Here is a 21,235-nt window from a genome sequence, read left to right on the forward strand (position 1 = left end):
TTGCTCATAAAAATACCCCATGAAAATCATCGAATGCCCCAGAGATGCCATGCAAGGTCTAGCCGACTTTGTGCCTACAGCACTTAAAATCAAGTACATCAATCAACTACTGCGGGTAGGGTTTGATACCATCGATTTTGGGAGTTTTGTATCACCCAAGGCCATCCCTCAGATGAAGGATACGGCAGAGGTGCTTCAGGGCCTGCATCTGAGTGAGTCATCCTCCAAACTACTGGCTATCGTGGCCAATGTGAGGGGTGCTGAGCAAGCAGCTGATTATGAGGAAATTCAGTATTTGGGGTATCCGCTTTCACTTTCGGAGACTTTTCAACAGCGAAACACCAACAGGTCCATAGATGATGCTTTCGATAACCTGGCGGAGATACAGGAGATCTGCCAAATGGATGGAAAGACGTTGGTGGTGTACTTGTCCATGGGGTTTGGTAACCCGTATGGAGATCCCTATGAGATGGATTTTGTTGGGCAGTTTGTGGATCAGTTGGATGAGATGGAAGTAGGAATCATTTCTTTGGCAGATACTGTGGGGGTTTCCACACCTGAGGGGATATCCACTTTGTACCAAACGCTGATTCCCAAATTTCCTCACATTGAGTTTGGAGCTCATCTGCACTCCAACCCGGCGACAGCCAGGGAGAAAATAGTGGCGGCCTATGAATCGGGGTGTAGGCGTATGGATGGTGCGCTACGTGGGTTCGGAGGTTGCCCCATGGCTAAAGACGACCTGGTCGGAAACATGGCCACAGAAAACATACTGAAGGTGCTCAGTGAATTGAGTGCGGAGATAGCCATCAACGATGAGGCGTTGGTCGAGTCTCTTTTGATCTCTAATGAGGTATTTCACTAGTTAATAGACAATTTTAAGATCTGATTTTTTAGCAGCATGGGAATAGACGCAATAATTGTATTGATAGTGATCGTGGTGGCGATCGTGCTTTTCGCTACGGAGTGGCTCTCCATAGACCTTGTGGCTATTCTGATTATGATGGCCCTCACCATGTCAGGAGTGATCAGTGCGGAGGAGGGCCTTGCCGGTTTTAGTAACCCGGCCACCATTACGGTGGCCTTTATGTTTGTGCTGAGCTATGCCTTGCTCAAAACCGGTTCCCTCCAGCGAATTGGGCCTTATCTGGGGCCCATTTTTAAGCGAAATTTCAACCTGGGGATCCTCATCATGATGGTGTTCATAGGGATCGTATCAGCTTTCGTTAACAATACCCCCATTGTTGCCATGTTCATTCCTGTGATGGTGAGTATTGGTAAAATATCTGGGATCAGCCCTTCTAAGTTACTGATTCCTCTTTCTTATGCCTCCATTTTCGGTGGCATGTGTACACTCATTGGTACTTCCACCAACGTACTCGTGAGTGGCATTGCCGAAAAGAGTGGCTTGGAGCCATTTTCAATGTTTCTGAGCGCACCCATTGGTATTACCTTTTTGTTAGTCGGGTCCATTTACATCTATTTTTTTGGTAAGCGCCTGCTTCCCGATAGGATTTCAGAGTCTGATCCTTCTGAGCGATTTGCGGTAAGGGACTACATGACGGAGATAGAGATTCTGAAGGATTCAGAGTTTGTCGGGCAGCGCATCATGGACTCAATCCTGGCAAAGGATCTGGAAATAGATGTGATTGAAGTACGAAGGAACGGGAATCTTTTCACTCTGCCAGCTGGTGATTTTGAAATCAAATCAGGGGATATCCTCAAGATCCGCTGTGATGTGGAGAAGATAAAAGCGCTGAAGGATCGGTTGAAGGTGAGTTTTAATACCTCAGCCCTGCGAATCAATGAGAACGAGCTCCAAAAGGGGGATACTTCCATATTGGAACTGATCATTACTTCTGGTTCCGAATTTGTGGGGAAAAACTTAAGGGAAATGGATTTCAGGAGGAGGTACCGGGCGGTTCCTTTAGCCATTCTCCATAGTGAGAAAGTGGTTCACGAAAATTTGCATAGTGTGATTCTCAATGCTGGAGACATCATTCTTACAGAGATCAAAATGCACCGGGTTCAAAGCCTAAAACGTGAGGAAATGAGTCAGAGCAGTCCCTTCATCGTGCTTTCTGAGGAGGGTATTATTGATTTTAATCGCAAGAAGTTTATTACCGTGCTTTCGGTGATTGCAGGAGTAGTGGCCATCGCTTCATTCAATATATTGCCCATTGCTATCTCCACCATTCTTGGAGCCATGGTGCTGGTTCTGAGCAAGACCATTAACATGCGGGAGCTCTATGCCTCTATTGAGTGGAAGATTATTTTCCTTTTGGCCGGTGCACTTAGTCTGGGTGTGGCCATGCACAACAGTGGTTTGGCAGATATGATCGCCAGTGTCTTTGTGGATCAGTTGGGCGGTTGGGGGCCAATAGCCATCGTTTCCTGCATGTACTTTATCACGTCGATGCTCACGGAGATTATGAGTAACAATGCCGCTGCAGCGTTGATTGCTCCTATAGCTATTACTACTGCTGATAAGTTGGAGTTGAGTCCATATCCATTCCTGATCGCAGTGATGATTGCTGCTTCGGCTAGTTTTATGACGCCCATAGGGTACCACACCAATACGATGGTTTATACCGCTGGTCAGTATAAATTCAGAGATTTTTTCCGGATAGGGCTATGGCTTAACATCCTGTTTTGGATTCTGGCCACTTTCCTCATTCCATTGTTTTACGGATTTTAAGAGAGCTTGTACTTTTTACCTGGAAGCGACTTAATCAGGCCCTGAAACTCCAGGTTGAGCAGGTTTCCTGCCAGCTGGTTGATGGGAGTTTGGGTGCGCCAGGCTATTTCGTCCACGGCCAGACCGGCAGGATGGTCACTCAATGTACTCAGTAACTTTTGATCACCTTCCGGCAGTTTGGAGAAGTCATGTTTGGCTGGCCTTTGCGCATTGGGCTTCTCAGTGTCCCAGTTGAGGTGATATTTCAAATCATCCACTCCGGTGTAGATGAGCGCTTTCTGGTTTCGGATGAGATAGTTACAGCCCTCGGAAAATTTGTTTTCCAGGTCACCGGGAACAGCAAAAACGGTGCGGTTGTAGGAGTCAGCGATGTTTGCGGTAATCAAAGCGCCACCTTTTCTGGCTGCTTCAATCACCACCACAGCATCACTCATACCAGCGATGATTCTGTTTCTGGCAGGAAAAAAATGAGCTTCAGCCTGTACTCCTGGAGGGTTTTCTGAGATAAGCCCCCCGTTTTCGAGCATTTCTTCTGCCGGCTTTTTGTGAGAGGAAGGGTAGATTCTGTCAAGCCCCCCGGCCAGCACTCCGATTGTTGGGATATTGGCCTTGAGCGCGGCCCGGTGCGCAGTGATGTCAATGCCGTAAGCAAGACCACTCACAACTACTAATCCAAGCTCTCTGGCGTCTTCTATAATGCGTTCAGTGATCGTGCGGCCATAATCGGTGGCATTGCGGGTGCCAACGATCGCAAGGACCTTACTCCAGGAGTTGATAGTGCCTTTGGAATAAATGATGTTTGGTGAATCTATCGTTTGCTTGAGCTTCTCCGGGTAGGAGGAATCTGTAAAATGATGAATGTCGATTCCTTTTTTTGAGGCTTCCTTGATCACCCGCTCGGCTTCATGCAGCGGTTGGGCACTGCTCAGCAGATCGATTGTTTTGGGGCCAATCCCCGGAATCTTTTTTAAGTGATTGATTTTGGCGGTGAACACCGCGGAGGCAGAGCCGCAGTAAGCGATCAGGTTCTTGGCATTGACATCACCAATGCCGGGAATGAATTCCAGTGCTACCTGATACAGTTTCTCGTTCATACATTAGTCCAGCTGCTGCTTAAGAGTAACTAAAAATGACCGTACTTTCTTGAGTGATTCGATGAGCTCCACCTTGTTAGTAGCGGCCTCCACATCGTTTTTGATGAAATCACGTGCTCCTTGTAGTGTAAAACCCTTCTCCTTTACCAGGTAATAAATGAGCTTCACATTTTTGATGTCCTCTTTGGTGAATTGGCGATTGCCTTTTCGGTTTTTCTTTGGTTTGATAATATCAAATTCACCTTCCCAAAAGCGGATGAGTGAAGTAGCCACCCCGAGTTCATCGGCTACTTCACCTATCGTGAAGTACTTTTTTTCTATTTCTTTTTCCTTATATGGCACGGTGAAAATTTTCAGTTTTGAATATAGATAATTCTACCTTCATCATCAATCAATATTTCATTTTCGGGGAAATCTTCCCGAGATAATTTTTGAATGTTCTTCATGACCTGCTTTCGCTCGTCTTTCAAGGGGCCTCGGCTATAGGCTTGGTAAAAAGAATGGATTCTCCCACCAATGAACTCGCCGTTGGGTTTGGTTTGTACCTCCAGTAGGGGAGCTTCCCCATTGGCACCTTTCAGGTTAAAACGTCCATATGTTAAAAAATTACCCAGCGAGTAAGCAATTAATCTGTTTTTGTAAACCTCCATGGCCCTGACCACATGTGGTCCATGCCCCAATACCAAATCGGCACCCGCATCAATCATCGCGTGACTAAACTCATAAATGTTGCCACGGTCTTCCCCAAAATAGAATTCACGGGCTCTGGTCACATGCATATTCTTGGCACCCTCAGCACCACCATGAATGGAGATAATCACCAGATCGCTCAGGGAGTCCAGCATGGTCACGATGGATCGGGCGTATTCCACGTTATAGAAGGTGAGGGTTCCCTTATTCGGAGCAAAGGCCACAAACCCCACTTTCAGGTCTCCTATTTTGGCTATGGTATATGGGTACTCTGTAGAGCCAGCGGAGGTCAGCCCCAGAGAGTCCAGGGTTTGCCGCGTGGCTTTTCTTCCTACAGGCCCAAAGTCATTCGCGTGGTTATTGGCAACGCTGAGCAGATCAAATCCGCAATCAACCAGATTGGTGGCCAGTCGGGTGGGCATTTTGAAGAGGTAACAGGCATCTGGGTTGTTGCATTCTTTGGGATCACCTTCGCCATCCAATAAGGTGCCTTCGAGGTTTCCAAAGGTGATGTCGGCAGATGCGAGGAGGTCCCGGGTGTCATCCCAAAGGTATTCACCGTTGTTTAAAGGCAGGTAGCTCTTGTTGGGGAATTGGGTACCCATCATGATGTCTCCCACAGCCATGATGGTGACTGTATCCGGTAAGAGGCGTTCGATGGAGATTTCTACTTCCTGAAAGAGTGTATCGAGGGTGTCTCCCGCCTGGGTGATTAGAAAAGTCTCTTTCTCCGGAGGAATGGAATCCAACGCTAATCTCACGGTATCCTGGTCGGGTGGAGGAGGGGCAGTGGTTTGCTGACTGACTTTACAGTTGGTAAGCAAAAACAGTAAAATGGAGAACGTAAGAAGTGATCCGCTGAGCTGCCTCATTCGATTGGGATTAGCCTACAAAAGTAAGAGGATAATCTTGTCTATGGAAAGTAGTTTTCCACAAGTTTTAGACATAAAAAAAGCGATGATGGATCATCGCTTTCATGTTCGAATGTTTTTATGCTTAGTAAGAACCCATGGCCTGATTTTCTATAGAGGCCAATCGGAGTACTTCTTCATATTCTTCAGAGTCCAGATCTTTGTAGAAGTAATGTACTGGATTCACGGGCTTACCGTCGATCTTTACTTCATAATGAAGGTGTGGAGCGGTAGACTTACCAGTATTTCCAGAGTAAGCGATCAGCTCACCACGCTTCACTTTCTGGCCTGTTTTCACCACAAACTCATTGAGGTGAGCATATTTGGTGGTGTATCCAAATCCATGGTCGATTTCAATTTGCTTGCCGTAACCACTAAAGCTGGTTTTGGTAAACTTGACCACTCCATCTCCGGTAGCATAGACAGGGTTACCTTTAGGCAAAGAGAAGTCTACACCGTGGTGTGGTCGTCGTGTTTTCAGGATTGGATCCATTCGGTATCCAAATCCACTTGATAGTCGCTTAAGGTCTTCATTGGATACAGGCTGAATGGCGGGCATAGAAGCCAGCATCAACTCTTTGTCCAAAGCCAGATTCATCACCTCATCGTAGGATTTGGTCTGGATGTACATTTGTTTTTTGAGCTGATCAATGCGCTGGTAGTTTTCAAGTACCAGCTCTTCACGCTCAAGACCCTGCTCCAGAATGTTTCTGTAGCGGTTAGCTCCACCAAATCCAGCTTTTCTGATTTCATCGGCAATAGGCTCTGCACCCATGATGACCCGGTAGATGTTGTCATCTCTTTCCTGCAGGGAGGCCAACATCTGATTGGCATCTGTTACTTCCTTGCTTAGGAGCTCGTAGTACATTCTGAGCTCCTCGTTTTCTTTTCTCAAAAGCGCCTCTTCAGGGGACTCAAAATATTTGGTATAGATAAACACTATACCCCCCGCCAAAAGCATCGCTAGCATTAAAAAACCAAGCGAATTCCATAGGATATCCCATGATGAAACTCTTATCCGCTCGTATCTACATGACTCTGTGTCATAATAATACTTAATCCTGGCCATAGATCAATGTTAGGTTATTTTCAATTAGTTTTGCTCGGCTGGTAGAGCAAATCTAATCGGCAAATTACGGTTTTTATACCAATAAAACCAAACGCAAAACTGTAAGCATTTAATATTCAATTAGTTACATGGATTCAAAAGATATCCGCGCTCAATTTCTCGAGTTTTTTAAGTCAAAGTCCCACAAAATAGTTCCTTCCGCTCCCATAGTCGTACAAAACGACCCTACGCTGATGTTTACCAACGCCGGTATGAATCAGTTTAAGGACTATTTCCTGGGCAATAAGACCCCTGATTCCAACCGTGTGGCAGATACTCAGAAGTGTTTGCGCGTGTCGGGCAAGCACAATGATCTGGAAGAAGTAGGGTTGGATACCTATCATCATACCATGTTTGAGATGCTGGGCAACTGGTCTTTTGGTGACTACTTCAAAAAAGAAGCCATCGAATGGGCGTGGGAGTTTCTTACTGATGTATGTGGCCTGCCGGAGGATCGAATGTATGCCACAGTTTTTGAAGGAGATGAAAAAGAACACCTGGAAGCAGATGAAGAGGCACGGGGATACTGGAAAGCACTGATACCCGAATCCCGCATTCTCAATGGAAATAAAAAAGATAATTTCTGGGAAATGGGGGATACGGGTCCATGTGGCCCCTGCTCCGAGATCCACATAGACCTACGCTCAGAGGATGAAGTAAAAAAAGTACCAGGTAGAGACCTAGTTAATAATGACCACCCACTGGTGGTGGAAATCTGGAACCTGGTTTTCATGCAATTCAACAGACTGGCAGATGGTTCGCTTAAAAACCTACCACAGCAGCATGTAGATACGGGAATGGGCTTCGAACGACTGGCTATGGCTGTTCAGGGAAAGCAATCCAACTATGATACGGATGTTTTTCAGCCAATTATCCAGTCTATTGCGAAACGTGCCGGTGTGACCTATGGTGAAGACCAGAAAGTGGATATTGCCATAAGGGTGATTTCTGACCACATCAGAGCTATTTCATTTACCATCGCCGATGGACAGCTGCCGGGCAATGCCAAGGCAGGATATGTGATTCGCAGAATCCTTAGAAGGGCGGTACGTTACGGATACACTTTCTTGAATTTTAAAGAACCTTTCCTCACGGACCTGGTGGGTCAGTTGGCCGATCAGTTTAAAGACACCTTTCCCGAGCTGGACGCGCAGCGTGCATTTGTGGCTAAAGTGATTCGTGAGGAAGAAGTATCTTTTCTCAGAACACTGGAAAAAGGACTGAAACGATTCGAAATCATCAAAGCTGAGACCAAAGGCAAAGTGATCGATGGGAAAACGGCTTTTGAACTATATGATACCTACGGATTTCCGTTGGATCTTACCTCATTGATCGCCAGAGAAAATGGTTTCTCGGTGGATGAAAAAGCTTTTCAGGCTGAAATGCTGATTCAAAAGGAAAGATCTAAAAGTGCAGCAGAGCAGTCTACCGGGGATTGGATAAGTGTGATTTCTGAAGCCGAGGCTTCTGTTTTTCTCGGTTATGAACATCTGGAAGCTGAATCCAGGATCACCAGGTATCGGGAAGTCAAGCAAAAGAAAGGTTCTTTTTACCAGATCGTGCTGGATCAGACCCCTTTTTACGCTGAGAGCGGTGGCCAGGTAGGGGATTCGGGAGTTTTAGAGAATGATGTGGAGCGCATTGCGGTATTTGATACCAAAAGAGAAAATGACCTGATTGTTCATTACACCAAGACCCTGCCCAAAGACCTCACAGCCACCTTTATGGCAAAAGTGAATGTGCAGAAGCGCCTGCTTACCGAAAACAATCACTCCGCCACGCATTTGCTTCATGCGGCGCTGAGAAGCGTCCTTGGCGAACACGTGCAACAAAAGGGATCCCTGGTGAACGAAGAGGTTTTGAGATTTGATTTCTCCCATTTCGCTAAGGTGACAGAAGAAGAAATCGCGAAGGTAGAGGCGATTGTAAACAGGAGGATACGTGAAAATATAGCGCTGGACGAAAGGCGCAATGTTCCGATAGAAGAAGCTAAATCATTGGGTGCTATGGCACTCTTTGGGGAGAAATATGGTGAGTTTGTGCGGGTAATCACTTTTGATCGGGATTATTCTGTAGAGCTATGCGGAGGTACCCATGTGCCAGCTACTGGCCATATCGGATTGTTTAAGATCGTAAGTGAGAGCTCTGTAGCAGCTGGTGTACGGCGTATCGAAGCTATTACGGCTGATAAGGCTGAGGCTTTCGTAGATCAGGAATTGGAGATACTTAAAGAAATAAAGGAACTTCTTAAAAACCCCGCAGATCCCAAGAAAGCGATTGTATCTCTTATTGAGGAGAAAAATCAGCTGCAGAAGCAGATTGATGAGCTCAATCAGCAGCAGGGCAGTGCCCTGAAAAAGGATTTAATTAATAAAGTAGAAGATATTGATGGCATCAAAGTAATCACCCAGGAAGTAAAATTACCTGATGCCAATGTACTCAAACAACTGTCATTTGAACTCAAAAATGAAGTTCCTAATCTGGTAGCGGTTTTGGCTGCCAACCTGAACGAAAAGCCGATGCTAAGTGTCATATTGGATGACGCGCTGGTCCAAAAGCTTGGACTCAATGCTTCTGAAATGGTGCGAGCCATGGCGAAGGAAATTCAGGGTGGTGGTGGAGGTCAGCCATTTTATGCCACTGCTGGTGGTAAGAATTTGGCCGGACTCTCTCAAGCGCTTGAGATTGGGAAGAAAATTATTCATGAGAAACTGAAAAGTTGAGATCAAATGATTTCCGAAGAGGTCAAAGCCAAATACAAGCTTGTAGTAGGGTTGGAGGTGCATGCACAGCTGAATACTGAGACGAAGATTTTTTCATCAGATGGCAATTCCTTTGGGGATGCACCCAATACCAACGTGAGCACCATTTCACTGGGACATCCCGGTGTGATGCCCAAGCTGAACATCAAAGCTGTGGAATATGCTATCAAGATGGGGCTGGCCTGTAAGAGTAAGATTAGCGAGTACCAGTTTTTCGATCGAAAAAATTACTTCTACCCGGACCTTCCGAAGGGCTATCAAATCACACAGGATAAGACTCCTATCTGCATAGGTGGATTGGTGCCAGTGGTCTATGATGGCAATCAACACTCAGAGGTAGTACTTAACAGAATACACCTGGAGGAAGATGCCGGAAAATCCATTCACCTGGAAGGTGAGACCGATACCCTCATAGATCTGAACCGAGCGGGTGTGCCGTTGATAGAAATCGTGACCGAGCCGGTGATCAAAACACCGGAAGAAGCAGGGGCTTTTCTGACAGAAGTGAGAAAGCTTGTGCGCTACCTGGGAATATGCGATGGCAACATGGAAGAGGGTTCTGTCCGCTGTGATGCCAATGTATCCGTGATGCGAACCACCGATACCCAATTGGGTAAAAAGGTGGAAGTGAAAAATATGAACTCCATTAAAAATGTGATACGCGCCATTTACCACGAAATGGATAGACAAATAGCGCTTTTGGAGGCGGGAGAGGAGATTATTTCTGAGACCAGGACTTTTGATGCCAATACGGGGGATTCCTCGGGTATGCGCACCAAGGAGGAGTTGAATGATTACCGATACTTTCCGGAGCCTGACCTGAGCCCGCTGAGAGTGACCAGCGACTGGCTGGAGAAGATCAGGGCTGAAATGCCTTTGTTGCCTTCTGATTTCAAAAGCAAGTTTGAAAAGGAATATGGTCTGAGTGAATCAGATGCTTTGGTGCTAACCGATCAAAAGGAGATGGCCTATTTCTTCGAAGAACTGTGTCAGCAAACCAATAATTTCAAAGGTGCCGCCAACTGGATAATGGGTCCATTCAAATCCTATCTGAACGAAACCGGAAATACCATTGAAAGTTCCGTGATCCGGGTCAGTCATTTATCCGGAATCATTCAGCTGATAGATGAAGGAGTGGTGAGCTTTTCTGCTGCCAATCAACAACTTTTTCCATACCTGGTGGCTAATCCCGGGGCTACTCCCTTGGAAGCTGCCCAAACACTCAATATCTTTCAGGAATCGGACACAGCTTCCATTCAGCCGGTGATCGATCAGGTGCTGATCGATAGCCCTCAGAAAGTGGCAGAGTACCGAAAGGGTAAAAAAGGCCTCATCGGGATGTTTATGGGAGAAGTCATGAAGAAGACCAATGGAAAGGTAGATCCTAAGTTGGCCAACCGACTGTTAAGAGAGTCGTTAGAAACAATCAAATAGAAGATTATGAGTCAGAGTAAGTACTTGGTGTTGGGCTTGATTTTGTCCGTTTTTGGATGTGGTAAATCTGGAGAAGATGGAATTAATGTGTCTGGAAAAGTTGAAAATCCTATTAAAGGTGAGCTGGTTGTACTCAATCAATTTGAGTTTACCGGACTGAAACCTATCGATACCATTGAGGTAGATCCTTCGGGAGCATTTGAGTTTTATGTGAAGCCGGCCGAGGCTACTTTTTATCGACTAAATTTTTACAATCGCCAGCAGATGAACCTGGTGCTGGATGGCACCGAAGAGGAAGTGGTGATCATGCTGGAAGGAAATAACCCTGGTGGAGAAGTCTCCGTGACCGGCTCCAAGCACACCAAATACGTGCAGCAGCTGGAAGGGATGATGCGTGATCAGCAGGCGGACGTGAAGGAACTCAATCAGCAGGCCATTGAGGCGAGGATGGCGGATGATCAGCAGACCCTTGCCAGGCTCACAGAAGAGTATTTTGCCCTGATGAAACTGCGTCAGAAGGAGCTGAAAACATTTATCTGGAAGATCACACCTTCATTGGCTGCGTATTACGGGCTGGAGTCATTGCCTGTGGAGGAGCATTTCCCTTTTTACGACAGTGTAGCTCAGAAGTTCAGTGCCGAACTTCCCGGCAATATGTTCACAGAAGAGTTGACCAAAAAGGTTTCGGCCCTCAGAAAACTGGCGATTGGGGCAGAAGCGCCTGAGATTTCGCTCCCCAATCCTGATGGAGAAGTGGTCACGCTGAGCTCTTTGCGTGGAAAATATGTGTTGGTTGATTTTTGGGCCGCATGGTGCAAACCTTGCCGGGCTGAAAACCCCAACGTGGTGAGACTCTATCAGCAATATCAGGATGAAAACTTTGAAATACTCGGGGTGTCATTAGATAGAAACAAAGCCGCATGGGTAGGGGCCATAGAGCAGGATGGATTGCCGTGGGTGCATGTGTCAGATCTGAAGTACTTCAACTCTGTGGCTGCTGCTGAATACCAGATCACCTCCATACCAGCTACTTATTTGATCGGGCCGGATGGTAAAATCATCGCCAAAGGTCTGAGAGGAGCCTCACTGGAAGCCAAGTTGAAAGAAATATTTGGCTAATAGCCTACTTTAAAAACATTTCCTGAAGGGCCGTCCATAAGCGGCCCTTTTCATTTTTATCTGCGTGCAGATCTGCCGGAGCGGCTGACACCAGGATTTGCCTATCAGATACTTTAGTCGGTTGATAAGAAGCCACCGCGGTTCCCAGTTTCAATTCCAGTTCTTTTTGGTATCCAAAACACAGGAGCTTGTGATAGTGTGGTTCATAAGCGTTGATGCCTTCCATTAAGTTGGCCTTTTCGAAATCTTCATTGATGGCGGCCAATATTTTCACCAAAAGCTCTTTGTCCTGTGCAGTAAGCGGAGGTGACCATATGGCCAGGTCATGTACGGTAGGTGGGACGATGGCTGTAGGAGGTTCCTCCACCACGGTTGCTTGCGCCTCCACTTTTTCTTCCACCACTGCCGCTGGGGCCTCCACTTTTTCTTTCACCACAGGGGCTGGAGGTGTCTCTTTTACAGATTCAGGGATGATCTCGTCCAGCAGGTAGAGGTCTTCGGTGATGAAAAAAGGCAGATACTCGTCTTCCATTACAGTTTGAAAATTGATTTTAATTCGTTGGCGTCTTCAGGTTTCATCCGCTTACCCAGAACCAGTCGGAGCTGTCTTCTCCTAAGCGCTCCTTCATACAGTTCCTGTTCCTCGGCGGTTTCTGGTTCTATCTCGGGCACGTCAATGGGTTTCCCCATTTGATCCACGGCCACAAAAGTGAAAAAAGCTTTGTTGGTTTCTATTTTCCTACCGGAAGGAACATCCTCAGCCGTCACCTCTATGTACACCTCCATGGAGGAATTGAAGGCTCTGGTGACAAAGGCATTGAGGGTGACCACATTGCCAAGCTGTATCGCTTTTGAAAAAGAAATATTGTCTACTGAGGCCGTTACTACGATGCGATTACTGTGACGCTGTGCGGCTATGGCTGAGACGATATCCATCCAGTGCATGAGTCTTCCCCCCATGAGGTTATTGAGGGTGTTGGTGTCATTGGGGAGGACCATTTCAGTCATGGTCACAAAGGATTCCCTGCAGTGTTTTTTCTTTTTGCTCATAGGTTATTTTTTCCAGCCGTGTTCGCCCAGCAAAGGTACGAAGCTGAAATTCTTAAATGATTTTTTGGAAATTTTGTTTTCGGTAACCTTGGTGAATTTGTACATTTCCTGGGTTTTCCCATCCCCAACCGGGATGATCAGCTTTCCACCGATTTTGAGTTGCTGAATAAGGTCCTGGGGTACTGATGGTGCGCCAGCAGTCACGATGATTCCATCGAAGGGAGCCTGTGCAGGAAGCCCACGTGAGCCATCTCCCTGATAGAAGTGGGGCCGGTAGCCGAGCCGTGGTAAAAACTTTCGGGTTTGGTTGTAGAGAACCTTATTGTACTCTATGGTATGTACTTCAGCGCCAAGTTCCAGTAGGATACTGGCCTGGTAGCCCGAGCCCGTGCCAATCTCGAGAATCTTATCCCCGGCCTTGATCTCCAGAAGCTCTGTCTGGAAGGCCACGGTGTATGGCTGCGAAATGGTCTGTCCCTGACCTATTGGAAACGCTTTATCCTCATAGGCATGAGTCACAAAGATTTCGTCAAAGAAAAAGTGCCTGGGCAGCTTCATCATAGCATTCAACACCCGTTCATCTGTGATTCCCTTGGAGGCCACTTCCTTTATCAGAAGTTTCCGCATTCCTTTATGCCTGTAACTATCTTCCAATTAGCTAATATTGTAAACCAGTATGTAAAAATATAATCGGACATCGCATAGAAAATCCCATGTTTACAGGAATCATCGAGTCACTTGGCAATCTTAAGGAAACTAAAAGAGATGGTACGAATCTTCATCTGAAAATTTCTTCGGACATCAGTCATGAATTGAAAGTAGACCAAAGTGTTAATCATAACGGCATTTGCCTCACTGTAACTGAAGTGCAGGATGGTGCCCACTGGGTTACAGCCATTGACGAGACCTTGAAAAGAACGAACCTTGGGACTTTGAGCCCGGGTGATGAGATTAACCTGGAAAGATGCCTGCAAATGAATGGCCGTTTTGATGGACACATAGTGCAAGGGCATGTGGATACCACTGCTGTGGTGGAGCGGGTAGAGGATAAGGATGGGTCATGGATCTACAGGTTTGAACTGGGGCCATCCGATGAGGTGATGGTAGAGAAAGGGAGCGTTTGCATCAATGGTGTGAGCCTTACATGTTTCGATATATCCGAAAATTTCTTTAGTGTTGGGATAATTCCCTATACTTTTGATCATACCAACTTCCGAAATTTGAGAAAAGGGAGCATCGTTAACATTGAATTTGATATTATTGGGAAGTATATAAAGAAGTTACAAACCAAACCGGCCTAAATAAATGACCTTGAACTGTATGATTGTGGACGATGACGAAATGTCTCGTTTGCTGGTAAGTAGATTTATAGAACAAACTGACTTTCTCAATCTTACGCACGTCCTGGATAACACCATAGAAGCCTCTAACATACTCGTTGGAGAGAAAAACAATGATGTGGATCTTGTTTTTCTTGATGTGGAAATGCCAGAGATGACCGGCCTTGAGCTGTCAAAGTCACTCAAGAATACCTATCCGATTATTTTCATTACTTCCAAAAAGGAGTACGCCATTGAGGCCTTTGAGGATAATGTGCTTGATTACCTCGTCAAACCAATAGAATATACCCGGTTTTTGAAATCGGTGATAAAGGCCAGGGAGGAACGTGAAAAAGAGCTGAAGTTTGCTGAAATGGAGGACCACATTTTTGTGAAGTCTGACTCCAAACTGGTGCGAATCCCTTTTGAGAATTTGTTTTTTGTGGAGGCCCTGGCAGACTATGTGATCTTCAATACACTCAAGGGCAAATTCATTGTGCATCACACCATGAAGGGAATCGAGAAGAGGTTGCCTATGAGCATGTTTAGCAGGGTGCACAGGTCTTACATCATCAACAGGAGCAAGATCAGCAATATTGAGGATTTCAATATCTCCATTAGTGATAAGGTGATCCCGATAGGTGCTTCTTACAAGGATGAGTTTCTCTCCAGGGTCAATATGCTTTAGCTCTGAGCCGGAAGAATTTCATCATGGTGTAGAGGGCATAAGCCCAGAAAACTCCCACCAGCGTACCTACCAAAATATCAGCCGGGTAATGAACGCCCAGATATACCCGGCTATAACTTACTACAGCAGCCCATAGCAGAAGTCCTTTGCTGAAAAAAGAGCGTTCCTTAAAATAGAAAAAGGCAGCTAAACCAAAGGAGTTGGCCGCATGCCCGGAAGCAAAACCAAACTTTCCACGGCATTCACCTATGATGACGATCAGGTCCCCCAGGTCCGGATCTTTGCAGGGCCGCAGGCGTTCGAAATAGGGTTTCATAAACCCTGCAGTGGTTTGGTCGGTGCAAATGATCACAATGATAAGAGTAATCAGAGGCCATAGGAGCTTCTTGCCTTCCTGCTGATACAGCCTGAAAATCAAATACAGGTAAAGGGGAATCCACAGGTACTTGTCTGACATCCAGATCATGAATGTATCCAGGTAGGGTGAACCCAGACCATTCAGGGTTAAAAAGATTTTCTCGTCCAGTTCCAGCACCCATTCAAGCATGATCCAGCCAGTTGATGTCTTTTTTGAGCCACTTGAGCGTCTCAGCTTCGGGTGAGTTTGCCTGGGGTTGATGATCATAGTGCCACTGTGCCAGTGGAGGCATGCTCATCAGAATGGATTCTGTGCGACCATCGGTGTCCAGGCCAAACTTGGTGCCCTTATCCCATACCAGGTTAAACTCTACATAGCGCCCACGTCGCACCATTTGCCAGTTTTTGTGTGCCTCTTCGTAGGGTTTTTCACGATACTTGTGAGCATAATATTCATAGAGTGGGAGAAAGGTATTTCCTACATTTTGCTGAAAAGCCCACAGCGTATTAAATGACTTTTCTTCAGTTTCTGGATGTAGCCGGTCATAGAAAATACCGCCTACTCCGCGTGTCTCCTTGCGGTGACGGATGTAGAAATAATCATCAGCCCATTGTTTGAACCTCGGATAAAATGAAGGGTCTGTTTGATCACATACAGCCTTGAGTTGATGGTGAAAGTACCCTCCGTCTTCTGGGGTGATGTAGTGTGGTGTGAGGTCTATGCCACCACCAAACCAATAGGTTCCTTTTTCATTTTGGTCCAGGGGAGTAGTCTCGAAGTATCGCACATTCATGTGGATGATGGGCATCCATGGATTGACGGGATGGAGGACTATGGATACCCCTGTGGCATAAAATTCAGATGGAGACAATGCCAAACCCTTTTGGATTTTTTCGGGCAGAGGTCCGTGAACGGCCGAGAAATTGACTCCTCCTTTTTCTATGAGGTTACCATTGGTTATCACTCTGGTGCGTCCACCACCGCCTTCAGCACGATCCCATAGGTCCTCTCTGAATTGAGATTTTCCATCGAGCGTGGTGAGTCCTGAACAGATTTGATCCTGAAGGTTTTTAAACCAATTTTCAACTTGTTTCCGTTGTTCCATGTCTAAAAGGGGTAACCTATCCCGATGTTAACCGCAGCCCGGTTTTTGAAATCCCACAAATCATTTAACTGATAATCACCCAGAATGAAACGCTGGCCCAGCGGATAAGCCGGATCCACCATCTTGTAAGCGATATCCGTTCTGAGGACCAAAAAGGAGAAGTCGAAACGCAGACCAAACCCCGCACCCACAGCGATCTCCTTAGGGAAAGTTTTGAGCCGGAAGACCCCATCATCATTGGTGCCGTTTCCGTAGCCATCGGTCTCCTTTTCGACAGTTTCACTATTCCACAGCCAGATGTTTCCTGCATCGATAAACAGGGCGTAATCAATGAACCCTACCAGATCCCGTCTAAACTCCACGCTTGCTTCCATGATGATGTCTCCCGGCTGTTCACGGCTATTATTCACCTCTATATCTCCGCCATCATCTGAGGTGCTGTATACGGCATAGGCACCTGGTCCCAGACGTCTGGGCTGCCAGGCCCGAATGCTGTTGCTTCCGCCGGCAAAGAAGTACTTCTCGTAGGGCAGTGCCTTATTGCTTCCGTAGGCATACGCCATTCCCAGATTGAGACGGTAAGCCAGCGATGATTTGGAGCTGAGGCGATTGGTACGGCGGACATCCACACTGGCTTTCACGTAGTGGTAGTACTCCAGCGAGTCAAATGAGTTACTGAGGGGTTTTTTACCCAGAATACTTTGAAGGTTTCCCCCGGTTTCTATATAGCCCTGCCAAAGTCCCGAATTGGTGCGGCCACCGAGACCATAATTGTTTTGATTGAACTGTGTGCTGAATGAGGTGAAACTAACAAATGAAGATTGAAATGAACTCACCAACGACTGATTACCACTGTCTTCCAGGGCCTTCAGCGTATCTGCAAAGCTGTCGGAATTTATGGAATTGATATAACTGAGATCAAAGGGTTTCAGGGTGAATTGTGTGCTTTCCTTTACTTGCCATATGTAGGACATACTTCCATTGAAGGTGGTACGTGTGTACTCATCTTTTCTGTCCTCAAAATTAACCCCAGTAGCAATTTTCGTCCTAGGGTTGTACCGCCCAATGGCGGCCCTCTGAGACTCCCGCATGGGAAAAAGGAACTGAGGGAAGGTAACCGAAAGCTGGCCTCCATACTGAAACCGCGAGTAGTTGGTATTGTCTTCACTAACACTCTTGATACCCTGAATGCTGGCATTTCCATCCAGTTGAATGATTTCCAGGCCTCCAAAAACGTTTCGGCTTTTCGCATTAAAATTAAAAAACGGACCGGGAGGCCCCTGAGCATGCTCCAATACGCTCAATCCCATGTCAGTGGAAGTCTGGTATTTTTTCAATGGGCTGGTGAAAATATTGGCAATAAACTCTCCGCCACTACTATCGTAGTTGATGTTTACAAATTTGAAGATATCCAGGTAGGAGAGCTGTTTTTGGGTTTCCAGGGTGTTTTGTTTGCTGTAAAGGCTGTCCTTTTCCAGGAAAATTCTCCAGCTCAACAGTCGCTCCGGGTACTTGTCGTTGGTGAAGCTATAGGTGATATCATGGTATTCCTCGGTTTGCCTGTTTTGTGAATTGGTCAAAGCTGTTTCGTTGGAGAAAATCACTGAATCCATCCTGAAGGTTCTGTGTTGGGACTTGCCTGGCGGATTGGCTATGTTTTCCCGTATCAATAATCTTCTGTCGTCCAGTTGGGTGGAGTCTACCTCAAACAGAACGTACTGCTTCTTAAAGTCATAATATCCATTGTTGGACATCAGGTCGTATACCCGATCCCTTTCTTTGCCGAAGAGCTCCTGGTCGTACTGTTTACCAACCATTTTTTGTTGATTGATGTTAGCTTCAAACAGGCTCTTGACTTGCTTGTCCTGGATTTTGTATACAATGGAATCAATAGTGTAAGGCTTGCTTTCCAGGATTTTGTAGGTCACAAAGGTGCGTTGATTTCTGTGAGTGACGTTCGTGGAAATCTTAGCATTAAAATACCCTTTGGAAAAGAGATAATTTCTAAGATTGATGGTAGAATTGATCAGTTGTGTACTGTCAAATACTGCCAATTGCTCACCCCAACGCATGAGCTGATTACCTTCACGCAGTGTTTTCTCGATTTTTTCGGTCTTTTGTATTTTTTTGGAAGTGAGTTTGGTCTTTCGCGAGTCGGACTTTGCTCCAGCTATTTTCTTATCGTACTTAAGGGTAATTCGCTCTCTTTTGCGAAGTAGTTTTGCAGAGTCGAGGTTGCTTTCTCCCCATTTGTATACGTGCACGAGATGTGCGATAGGGAGGCCCAGGAGTCGTGAGTTGGGTGTTTGGGTCAGCTGAGTCTGGAGAGATTCCTCATTAATGGGCCCCTCTGATTTAATGTTCTGTTTGTACAGGATCGTCTCATCCTTTTTTAGGTACTTTGTGCCTATACAGGAGGAAACGGAAACAGTAATAAATAGAAGGAGAATTTTAATTTTCAAACCCAGCTCGCCCAATGGTATCTATTAAACAATCAAAATTCATCAAATCACTGAAGATAAAAAAGTACCGCACAAAGGAAAAGTGTTTTATCATAGAGGGTAGAAAGAATGTATTGGAGGCCATCCAGTCAAATTATACAGTTAAGTACCTTCTGGCCACCGATGATTTCCTCTATAACAACACATTGCCATCCACTATTGTTAAAGATGTAATTATTAAAGTGGATTCCAACACGCTCACGGAGTTGGGTACCTTTCAGACCAACAATGATTGTCTCGCAGTGGTGGAAATGCCCGAGCAGGAATTGGCCGAAGTGCCTTTCACTGATCATTTAGTGGTGCTTGATGGTGTGAGTGATCCTGGTAATATGGGCACGATCATTCGTACGATGGATTGGTTCGGGTTGAAGTACCTCATTTGCTCTCAGGATTCAGCGGATGTTTATAACCCTAAAGTAGTGAATGCTACGATGGGGTCGTTTGCCCGTGTCAGGGTAATTTACACTGATATCTCTAGGTTTATCTCCGACGCTCCTATTCCTTCATTTGGGGCAGACCTGGAGGGTATTGCTCCTTCACAGTGGTCAACACAAGAGCCGGTGATGCTGGTCATGGGCAGTGAATCCCATGGACTGAGTCCGGAGGTGAAAGCGGTGATCTCAGGCAAGGTGAGTATCCCAAAAGTAGGGATGGCAGAGTCACTCAATGTGGCCATTGCCACGGGGATCCTCTGCCATCACCTCAGGTTTAATCTTTCCTGAGCTGCTTATAAGCATTGATGAGTCCGGAAGTAGAAGCGTCATGATCATGAATATGCTCCTCACCGGAAAGTTTAGGAAGAATGGCTTTAGCTAACTGTTTTCCAAGTTCCACGCCCCACTGATCGAAACTGAAGATATTCCAGATGATTCCCTGAACGAATATTTTATGCTCATACATGGCAATCAGCGACCCCAGGGTTCTCGGCGTGAGCTTTTTGTAGAGAATACTGTTAGTCGGACGGTTACCCTCAAATACTTTAAAAGGTGAGAGCAGGTCTATGGTCTCCTGATCAGCTCCACCAGCCTTGAACTCTGATTCTACCGCCTCTCTGGATTTGCCCATCAGGAGCGCTTCTGTCTGGGCGAAAAAATTGGCCAACAATTTCTCGTGATGGTCATCCAGCGGATTTTGACTTTGGGCAGCAGCCAGAAAATCACAGGGAATCAACTTAGTTCCCTGGTGAATCAACTGATAGAAGGCATGCTGACCATTGGTGCCGGGCTCACCCCAAATGATGGGGCCGGTCTGATAAGTTACCTTTTCTCCATTTCTTCCTACATATTTTCCATTACTCTCCATATCGCCTTGCTGCAAGTACGGAGCAAAAGCGTGCATGTATTGGTCATAGGGCAAAATGGCCTGTGTCTCAGCTCCAAAAAAGTTATTGTACCATATGCCCAGAAGCGCCAGGATGGTAGGTAAGTTGTCCTGATGAGGTGTGTTGAGGAAATGTTGGTCCATCGCTTCAGCACCCTCCAAAAGTTCCCAAAAACGGTCAAAACCAATGGCGCAGGCTATCGGCATCCCGATGGCCGACCATAGTGAATACCGGCCACCAACCCAGTCCCAGAACTCAAACATGTTTGCCTCGTCTATACCAAACTGGGTAACAGACTCCTTGTTGGTGGAGATGGCAATGAAGTGATCTTTTACATATTTCTCATCCTTAGCCGCATCCAGAAACCATTTTTTAGCTGAGAGGGCATTGGTCATGGTCTCTTGCGTGGTGAAGGTCTTTGAGGCGATAATGAACAGTGTAGTCTCAGGGTCTACAGCTTTCAGCACATTCACTATGTGCGTGCTGTCCACATTGGACACAAAGTGAGATTGAATACCTGCTTTCTGGTAAGGTTTCAGACATTCTGTGACCATAAATGGGCCCAGATCTGACCCACCAATTCCGATATTGACAATGTGTTCAATCCTTTTGCCGGTATACCCCTTGAGGTCACCCTGGTGGAGTCGCTCGGTGAAGGATTTCATGCGATCCAGCACGCTCATTACTGCAGGAGTAATGTTCTCACCATTGACATAGTAGGGTTTTTTACCGCAGTTTCTCAGCGCCACATGGAGAACCGCTCTGTTTTCAGTAAGGTTGATCGGCTCACCACCGAACATTTGTTTTTTGGCTTCCTGAAGCCCCATTTCTTCAGCTAGCTCACAAAGTAACGTGAAGGTTTTGCTGTTAATTCTGTTTTTGGAAAAGTCGAGAAGGATATCCTCGAAGGTTTTTGAGAAGGTTTCAAAACGATGCGGGTCTTGCTCGAAGAGCGTCCGCATGTGGGTTTCTTTTATAGTATCAAAGTGTTTGGTAAGTGCTTTCCAGGAGTTGGATTCTTCAGGATTTATGGTTGATAGCATTTGTTCGTTTTTCTTGTAAACTTCACAAGAAAGG

Annotated in this window: 19 protein-coding genes; 8 read left to right on the forward strand and 11 right to left on the reverse strand. The window is 46.1% G+C overall.

Features of this window, described 5'->3' with window-relative positions:
• Positions 1–19 precede the first annotated feature (19 nt).
• Positions 20–865 carry a hydroxymethylglutaryl-CoA lyase gene (locus tag ACHKAR_RS03715; RefSeq protein WP_395416222.1) on the forward strand — a complete coding sequence of 282 codons (846 nt, stop codon included), beginning with the start codon at positions 20–22 and terminating at the stop codon, positions 863–865.
• Between the two features lie 36 nt (positions 866–901).
• On the forward strand, positions 902–2,698 hold the full coding sequence (locus ACHKAR_RS03720) for an SLC13 family permease (RefSeq protein ID WP_395416223.1): 1,797 nt from the start codon (positions 902–904) through the stop codon (positions 2,696–2,698).
• Here the strand turns inward: ACHKAR_RS03720 and dprA are convergent.
• The 4 genes from dprA to ACHKAR_RS03740 all read right to left on the reverse strand — a co-directional run bounded on the left by dprA (position 2,695) and on the right by ACHKAR_RS03740 (position 6,462).
• Positions 2,695–3,792 (reverse strand): DNA-processing protein DprA, encoded by a 1,098-nt coding sequence (gene dprA / locus ACHKAR_RS03725; protein ID WP_395416224.1) that lies wholly within the window; start codon positions 3,790–3,792, stop codon positions 2,695–2,697. The genes ACHKAR_RS03720 and dprA overlap by 4 nt on opposite strands.
• 3 nt (positions 3,793–3,795) lie before the next feature.
• Positions 3,796–4,134 (reverse strand): MerR family transcriptional regulator, encoded by a 339-nt coding sequence (locus ACHKAR_RS03730; protein ID WP_159578621.1) that lies wholly within the window; start codon positions 4,132–4,134, stop codon positions 3,796–3,798.
• 11 nt (positions 4,135–4,145) lie between these two features.
• A complete protein-coding gene (locus ACHKAR_RS03735; protein ID WP_395416225.1) occupies positions 4,146–5,354 on the reverse strand; it encodes a CapA family protein in 1,209 nt (402 codons plus the stop codon).
• A 124-nt stretch (positions 5,355–5,478) separates the two neighbouring features.
• Entirely contained in the window at positions 5,479–6,462 is a 984-nt protein-coding gene (locus ACHKAR_RS03740; protein ID WP_159578625.1) for a M23 family metallopeptidase, read from the reverse strand.
• Between the two features lie 128 nt (positions 6,463–6,590).
• Here ACHKAR_RS03740 and alaS point away from each other — a divergent pair, with 128 nt between their 5' ends.
• Genes alaS through ACHKAR_RS03755 form a run of 3 tightly spaced genes read left to right on the forward strand, consistent with a single transcriptional unit; the run spans position 6,591 to position 11,816 of the window.
• Positions 6,591–9,224, forward strand: coding sequence for an alanine--tRNA ligase (gene alaS, locus ACHKAR_RS03745; RefSeq protein ID WP_395416226.1), 2,634 nt, complete (start codon positions 6,591–6,593; stop codon positions 9,222–9,224).
• Between the two features lie 6 nt (positions 9,225–9,230).
• Positions 9,231–10,697: an Asp-tRNA(Asn)/Glu-tRNA(Gln) amidotransferase subunit GatB gene (gatB, locus tag ACHKAR_RS03750; protein WP_395416227.1), complete on the forward strand. Its 1,467-nt coding sequence runs from the start codon at positions 9,231–9,233 to the stop codon at positions 10,695–10,697.
• A gap of 6 nt (positions 10,698–10,703) precedes the next feature.
• Complete coding sequence (locus tag ACHKAR_RS03755; RefSeq protein WP_395416228.1) at positions 10,704–11,816, forward strand: peroxiredoxin family protein; 1,113 nt, start codon at positions 10,704–10,706, stop codon at positions 11,814–11,816.
• 4 nt (positions 11,817–11,820) lie between these two features.
• Here the strand turns inward: ACHKAR_RS03755 and ACHKAR_RS03760 are convergent, their stop codons facing one another.
• The 3 genes from ACHKAR_RS03760 to ACHKAR_RS03770 are packed head-to-tail and all read right to left on the reverse strand — an operon-like array spanning position 11,821 to position 13,493.
• Positions 11,821–12,348 (reverse strand): hypothetical protein, encoded by a 528-nt coding sequence (locus tag ACHKAR_RS03760; RefSeq protein ID WP_395416229.1) that lies wholly within the window; start codon positions 12,346–12,348, stop codon positions 11,821–11,823.
• A complete protein-coding gene (locus ACHKAR_RS03765; protein WP_395416230.1) occupies positions 12,348–12,866 on the reverse strand; it encodes an acyl-CoA thioesterase in 519 nt (172 codons plus the stop codon). Before ACHKAR_RS03765 ends, ACHKAR_RS03760 begins: the two co-directional genes overlap by 1 nt.
• Before the next feature lie 3 nt (positions 12,867–12,869).
• A complete protein-coding gene (locus ACHKAR_RS03770; RefSeq protein WP_159578635.1) occupies positions 12,870–13,493 on the reverse strand; it encodes a protein-L-isoaspartate(D-aspartate) O-methyltransferase in 624 nt (207 codons plus the stop codon).
• A gap of 86 nt (positions 13,494–13,579) precedes the next feature.
• On the opposite strand from ACHKAR_RS03770, the gene ACHKAR_RS03775 reads away from it, so the two are divergent.
• Both ACHKAR_RS03775 and ACHKAR_RS03780 read left to right on the forward strand, forming a co-directional pair.
• Positions 13,580–14,167, forward strand: a complete 588-nt coding sequence (locus ACHKAR_RS03775; RefSeq protein ID WP_395416231.1) for a riboflavin synthase — start codon at positions 13,580–13,582, stop codon at positions 14,165–14,167.
• 4 nt (positions 14,168–14,171) lie between these two features.
• Positions 14,172–14,873 carry a LytR/AlgR family response regulator transcription factor gene (locus tag ACHKAR_RS03780; protein ID WP_159578639.1) on the forward strand — a complete coding sequence of 234 codons (702 nt, stop codon included), beginning with the start codon at positions 14,172–14,174 and terminating at the stop codon, positions 14,871–14,873.
• Here ACHKAR_RS03780 and ACHKAR_RS03785 read toward each other — a convergent pair.
• The 3 genes from ACHKAR_RS03785 to tamL are packed head-to-tail and all read right to left on the reverse strand — an operon-like array spanning position 14,860 to position 18,798.
• A complete protein-coding gene (locus ACHKAR_RS03785) occupies positions 14,860–15,420 on the reverse strand; it encodes a phosphatase PAP2 family protein (protein ID WP_395416232.1) in 561 nt (186 codons plus the stop codon). The genes ACHKAR_RS03780 and ACHKAR_RS03785 overlap by 14 nt on opposite strands.
• Positions 15,413–16,336: an oxygen-dependent coproporphyrinogen oxidase gene (gene hemF / locus ACHKAR_RS03790; RefSeq protein WP_395416233.1), complete on the reverse strand. Its 924-nt coding sequence runs from the start codon at positions 16,334–16,336 to the stop codon at positions 15,413–15,415. Before hemF ends, ACHKAR_RS03785 begins: the two co-directional genes overlap by 8 nt.
• Positions 16,337–16,338: 2 nt before the next feature.
• The gene (gene tamL / locus ACHKAR_RS03795) at positions 16,339–18,798 is read right to left on the reverse strand and encodes a translocation and assembly module lipoprotein TamL (RefSeq protein WP_395416234.1); all 2,460 of its coding nucleotides are present in this window, start codon (positions 18,796–18,798) and stop codon (positions 16,339–16,341) included.
• Positions 18,799–18,812: 14 nt separating this feature from the next.
• On the opposite strand from tamL, the gene ACHKAR_RS03800 reads away from it, so the two are divergent.
• Positions 18,813–19,559 carry a TrmH family RNA methyltransferase gene (locus ACHKAR_RS03800; RefSeq protein WP_395416235.1) on the forward strand — a complete coding sequence of 249 codons (747 nt, stop codon included), beginning with the start codon at positions 18,813–18,815 and terminating at the stop codon, positions 19,557–19,559.
• On the opposite strand, the gene pgi is transcribed toward ACHKAR_RS03800, so the two are convergent.
• Positions 19,546–21,201 carry a glucose-6-phosphate isomerase gene (gene pgi, locus ACHKAR_RS03805; RefSeq protein ID WP_395416236.1) on the reverse strand — a complete coding sequence of 552 codons (1,656 nt, stop codon included), beginning with the start codon at positions 21,199–21,201 and terminating at the stop codon, positions 19,546–19,548. The genes ACHKAR_RS03800 and pgi overlap by 14 nt on opposite strands.
• Between the last annotated feature and the right edge of the window lie 34 nt (positions 21,202–21,235).

Source organism: Marinoscillum luteum (assembly GCF_044005705.1).
In the GTDB taxonomy this organism is placed as follows: Bacteria; Bacteroidota; Bacteroidia; order Cytophagales; family Cyclobacteriaceae; genus Marinoscillum; species Marinoscillum luteum.